Source organism: Actinoplanes sp. NPDC048791 (assembly GCF_040650095.1).
Lineage (GTDB): Bacteria > Actinomycetota > Actinomycetes > Mycobacteriales > Micromonosporaceae > Actinoplanes.
Genome location: NZ_JBEZGQ010000956.1, coordinates 1 through 3220 on the forward strand (window position 1 = coordinate 1; position 3220 = coordinate 3220).

The window sequence follows — 3220 nt, forward strand, 5'->3', positions numbered from 1 at the left end:
GTCTGCTGATCAACATCGTCGCCTTCCTGCTGCTGCGGGCCGGGGCCAAGGAGAGCCTCAACGTCCGCGGGGCCTATCTGGAGGTGCCAGCACGACCGCCGGATACCGGGCGGTCGCCGCGTTGAGCCACGACCCGGACGCGACCGTGGCGCCCACCGTGGACGGCAGATCCAGCTGGGCCGCGGCCACCGAGAGGCCGCCGGTCTGCGCCGCCGGGATCCGATCGGTCCGGTACACCGTCGTGTCGGGGACCGTGCCGGTCGCGGCCACCGCGCGCACCGGCCCGATCCGCTCGATCATCGACACGGACTCGTCCGGCAGCGTCGCGTCGTCGCCGAACATGGTGTTGCCCGGGCCGACCGTGAGCAGGTTGGTGCCCAGGGCCGCCAAAGCCCGGTCCAGGTCGGCCCGGCTGGACGACGAGATGCCCACCACCGCCGTCATCGCCGCGATGCCGATCGCTATGCCCAGCGAGGACAGCACCGCGCGCAACGGCCGGGCCCGCAGGCCCGACAACCCGACCCGCATCAGGTCGGCGACCCGCAACCGGGCCGGTGTCAGGACAGTCACGGTCAGCTCACCCGCCCGTCGCGCATGGAGATCTGCCGCGGCAGGCCGGCGGCGAGCTCCCGGTCGTGGGTGATCACCATGACCGTCGTGCCGGCCGCGTGCAGCTCGCGCAGCAGCTCGACCACCCCGGCCCCGGCGACCGAGTCCAGGTTGCCGGTCGGCTCGTCGGCCAGCAGCAGGGCCGGATCCCCGGCCACCGCGCGGGCCATCGCGACCCGCTGCCGTTCCCCGCCCGAGAGCTGGTGCGGGCGGTGCCCGAGCCGGGCTCCCAGGCCGACCCGGTGCAGCGCGGCCTCGGCGCGCCGCTCCCGCTCCTTGCGGGGTACGCCCGCATACAGCAGGCCGTCGGCCACGTTGGCCACCGCGGTACGGCCGGGAGCCAGGTGGAACTGCTGGAACACGAAGCCGATCCGGCGCGCCCGCAACGCCGACAGTTGCCGGTCGGAGAGCCGGGACACGTCGTGCCCGTCGATCCGGACCGTGCCCGCCGACGGGCGGTCGAGGGTGCCGATGAGGTGCAGCATCGTCGACTTGCCGGAGCCGGACGGGCCGACGACCGCGGCCAGTTCGCCGTACCCGACGCTCAGGTCCACGTGGTCCAGCGCGGTGACGCCGCCGGGGTAGGACTTCGTCGCGCCGGCCAGTTCGATCACCGTCATGACGGCATGCCCACCGTCGTGCCGGCCGCGATCCCGGTGCCGGAGACCTCGACCCGGCCGTCGGCGAACAGGCCGGTCTCCACCGCGGTGATGCTGCTGCGGCCGCCGTCGACGACCTCCAGGCCGTACCCGCCCTCGGCCAGCGCGAGCAGCGCCGCGACCGGCACCGTCAGGACGCCGGGCCGCTTCGCCGCGGTGAACTCGACACTGACCGACGCCTGGTCCAGGCCGGCCGGCGCCTTGGCGAAGCCGATGGTCACCGACAGGCTCGTCGACGCCTCCTGCTGGCCCTCGGCCGGCGTGACCACGGTCTCGACACCCTTGATCGTCCCGGCGACCTCCTTGCCGTCGGGCAGGGTCACCCGCACGGCCGCGCCCTTGCGGGCCAGCCGCTGATCCGAGATGTCGAGCTCCACGGTGGCGACCCGGCCGGTGCCGGTCGTCTCCAGCAGGTCCGTCCCGGGCTGCACGACGTCACCCGGCCCGGCCGCGCGGCTGTCGACCCGGACCGCGCCGCTCGCGTAGACGATCCGGGCCGGGTCGACCGTCCCGGTCTCGGCCAGCCCGAGGTCGTCCTGCCAGTCCCGGACGGCCGCGGCGGTCGCCGACGAGTACGTCCGGTCCACGGTGAAACCGCGGTAGCCCAGCGCCCACAGGTTCCGCTCGAACTGCTTGACGTCCCTGCCCGTGTCCCCCGATGACAACGTCCGATACGCGGGCAGGGAGCCGTACAGCAGCACGACCGGGTCGTCGTCGATCCGGTACAGGGCCTGGCCCCGGGTCACTGTCGAGCCCTCGGCGGCGAGTGCGGTGACGGTGCCCGAGAGCCGGGAGGCGTGCGTGGTCGGGTCGCCGTACCCCAGCTCGCCGTCGGTGGTCTCGGTGTCGACCAGCGTCTCCTTCTTCACCACCGCCGTGGCCGTCGGGGCGGACGCCTGCGCCTGCTCCTGCGCGTCCGGCAGGGCGACCACGACCGCGGCCGCGGCACCCGCCGTCAGCGCCACAGCCGCTGCGGCGTAGACCGTCCGCCGGCTCATCCCTCCCTCTTTTCCTGGCTCTTGGGGGCGTCGGGACCGCCCGGGCGGAACTTCGAGCAGGCCTGCTCGGCCTTGTCGAACGCCGGGTCGCCGGGACCCTTGCCGATCTTGTTCCCGTCGAGCCGGATGCTGCCGTCGGCCTGCGGGTCGGGGAAGTTCGGCACCCCGTTGTCGCGCATGCACTGGGCCATCTGCCGGGCCTGTTCGAGCTGCTGCGGGTCGGCGGGGCCCCGGTCACCGCCGTCGGGCGCCCACTCCTTGCAGGCCGCCATCGCCGCGTCGAACTTCGCTTTGTCCGTACCCTGAGGGATCTTGATCTGCAGCCCGCCGCCCGGCTGGGGGTCGGGGAACCAGCTCATGCCCTGTTCGCGCATGCACTGGGAGAACTTCAGGGGCGCGTCGTCGTCCCGGGCGGCCGCGGCGCTGGTGCTCGCCGTGGGCGCACCGCCCGCCGAGGCGACCTGGTCGCCCTCCGCCGCCTCACCGCACCCGGCCGCCGCCATCGTCAGCAGCAGGCCGAGCGCCAAGATCCTGGTGGTCCGCATCGTCGTCTCCTCGTCGGCGGCCGGGCGGCCGCCACACCGAGCAGTGAAGTCCCCGGCGGGTTTCCCGGCCGTCACGCGAAACCGTGACGCCCAGGTGACGTGACCTTGGGTCACCATGGAGGCATGCGCATCCTGGTGGTCGAGGACGAGCCGCTGCTGGCCGACACCGTCGCGGCGGGTCTGCGCCACGACACCCATGCGGTGGACGTGGTCTACGACGGCGCCGCCGCGCTGGAACGGGCCGGGGTCAACGACTACGACGTGGTGATCCTGGACCGGGACCTGCCCGGTGTGCACGGCGACGAGGTGTGCCGGCAGCTCGCCGGGCGCGACACCACCGCCCGGATCATCATGCTGACCGCGGCGGCGGACATCGACGACCGGGTCGAGGGGCTGGCCCTGGGCGCCG

General features: G+C 73.9%; 4 protein-coding genes and 1 pseudogene. 1 reads left to right on the forward strand and 4 read right to left on the reverse strand.

Going from position 1 to position 3220, the window contains the following annotated elements; translation table 11 throughout:
* Nucleotides 1-87: 87 nt before the first annotated feature.
* The 4 genes and pseudogenes from AB0C29_RS40375 to AB0C29_RS40390 all read right to left on the reverse strand — a co-directional run.
* Nucleotides 88-576: pseudogene (locus AB0C29_RS40375) on the reverse strand (ABC transporter permease); the annotation flags it as partial.
* Nucleotides 573-1229 (reverse strand): ABC transporter ATP-binding protein, encoded by a 657-nt coding sequence (locus tag AB0C29_RS40380; protein WP_360832211.1) that lies wholly within the window; start codon nucleotides 1227-1229, stop codon nucleotides 573-575. The gene AB0C29_RS40380 and the pseudogene AB0C29_RS40375, both read right to left, overlap by 4 nt.
* A complete protein-coding gene (locus AB0C29_RS40385; protein ID WP_360832213.1) occupies nucleotides 1226-2266 on the reverse strand; it encodes a peptidoglycan-binding protein in 1041 nt (346 codons plus the stop codon). Before AB0C29_RS40385 ends, AB0C29_RS40380 begins: the two co-directional genes overlap by 4 nt.
* On the reverse strand, nucleotides 2263-2811 hold the full coding sequence (locus tag AB0C29_RS40390) for a hypothetical protein (protein ID WP_360832215.1): 549 nt from the start codon (nucleotides 2809-2811) through the stop codon (nucleotides 2263-2265). The genes AB0C29_RS40385 and AB0C29_RS40390 overlap by 4 nt, the downstream gene beginning before the upstream one ends.
* A gap of 123 nt (nucleotides 2812-2934) precedes the next feature.
* On the opposite strand from AB0C29_RS40390, the gene AB0C29_RS40395 reads away from it, so the two are divergent.
* Nucleotides 2935-3220, forward strand: a 286-nt coding sequence (locus AB0C29_RS40395; RefSeq protein ID WP_360832217.1) for a response regulator, incomplete at its 3' end; no start/stop codon positions are given.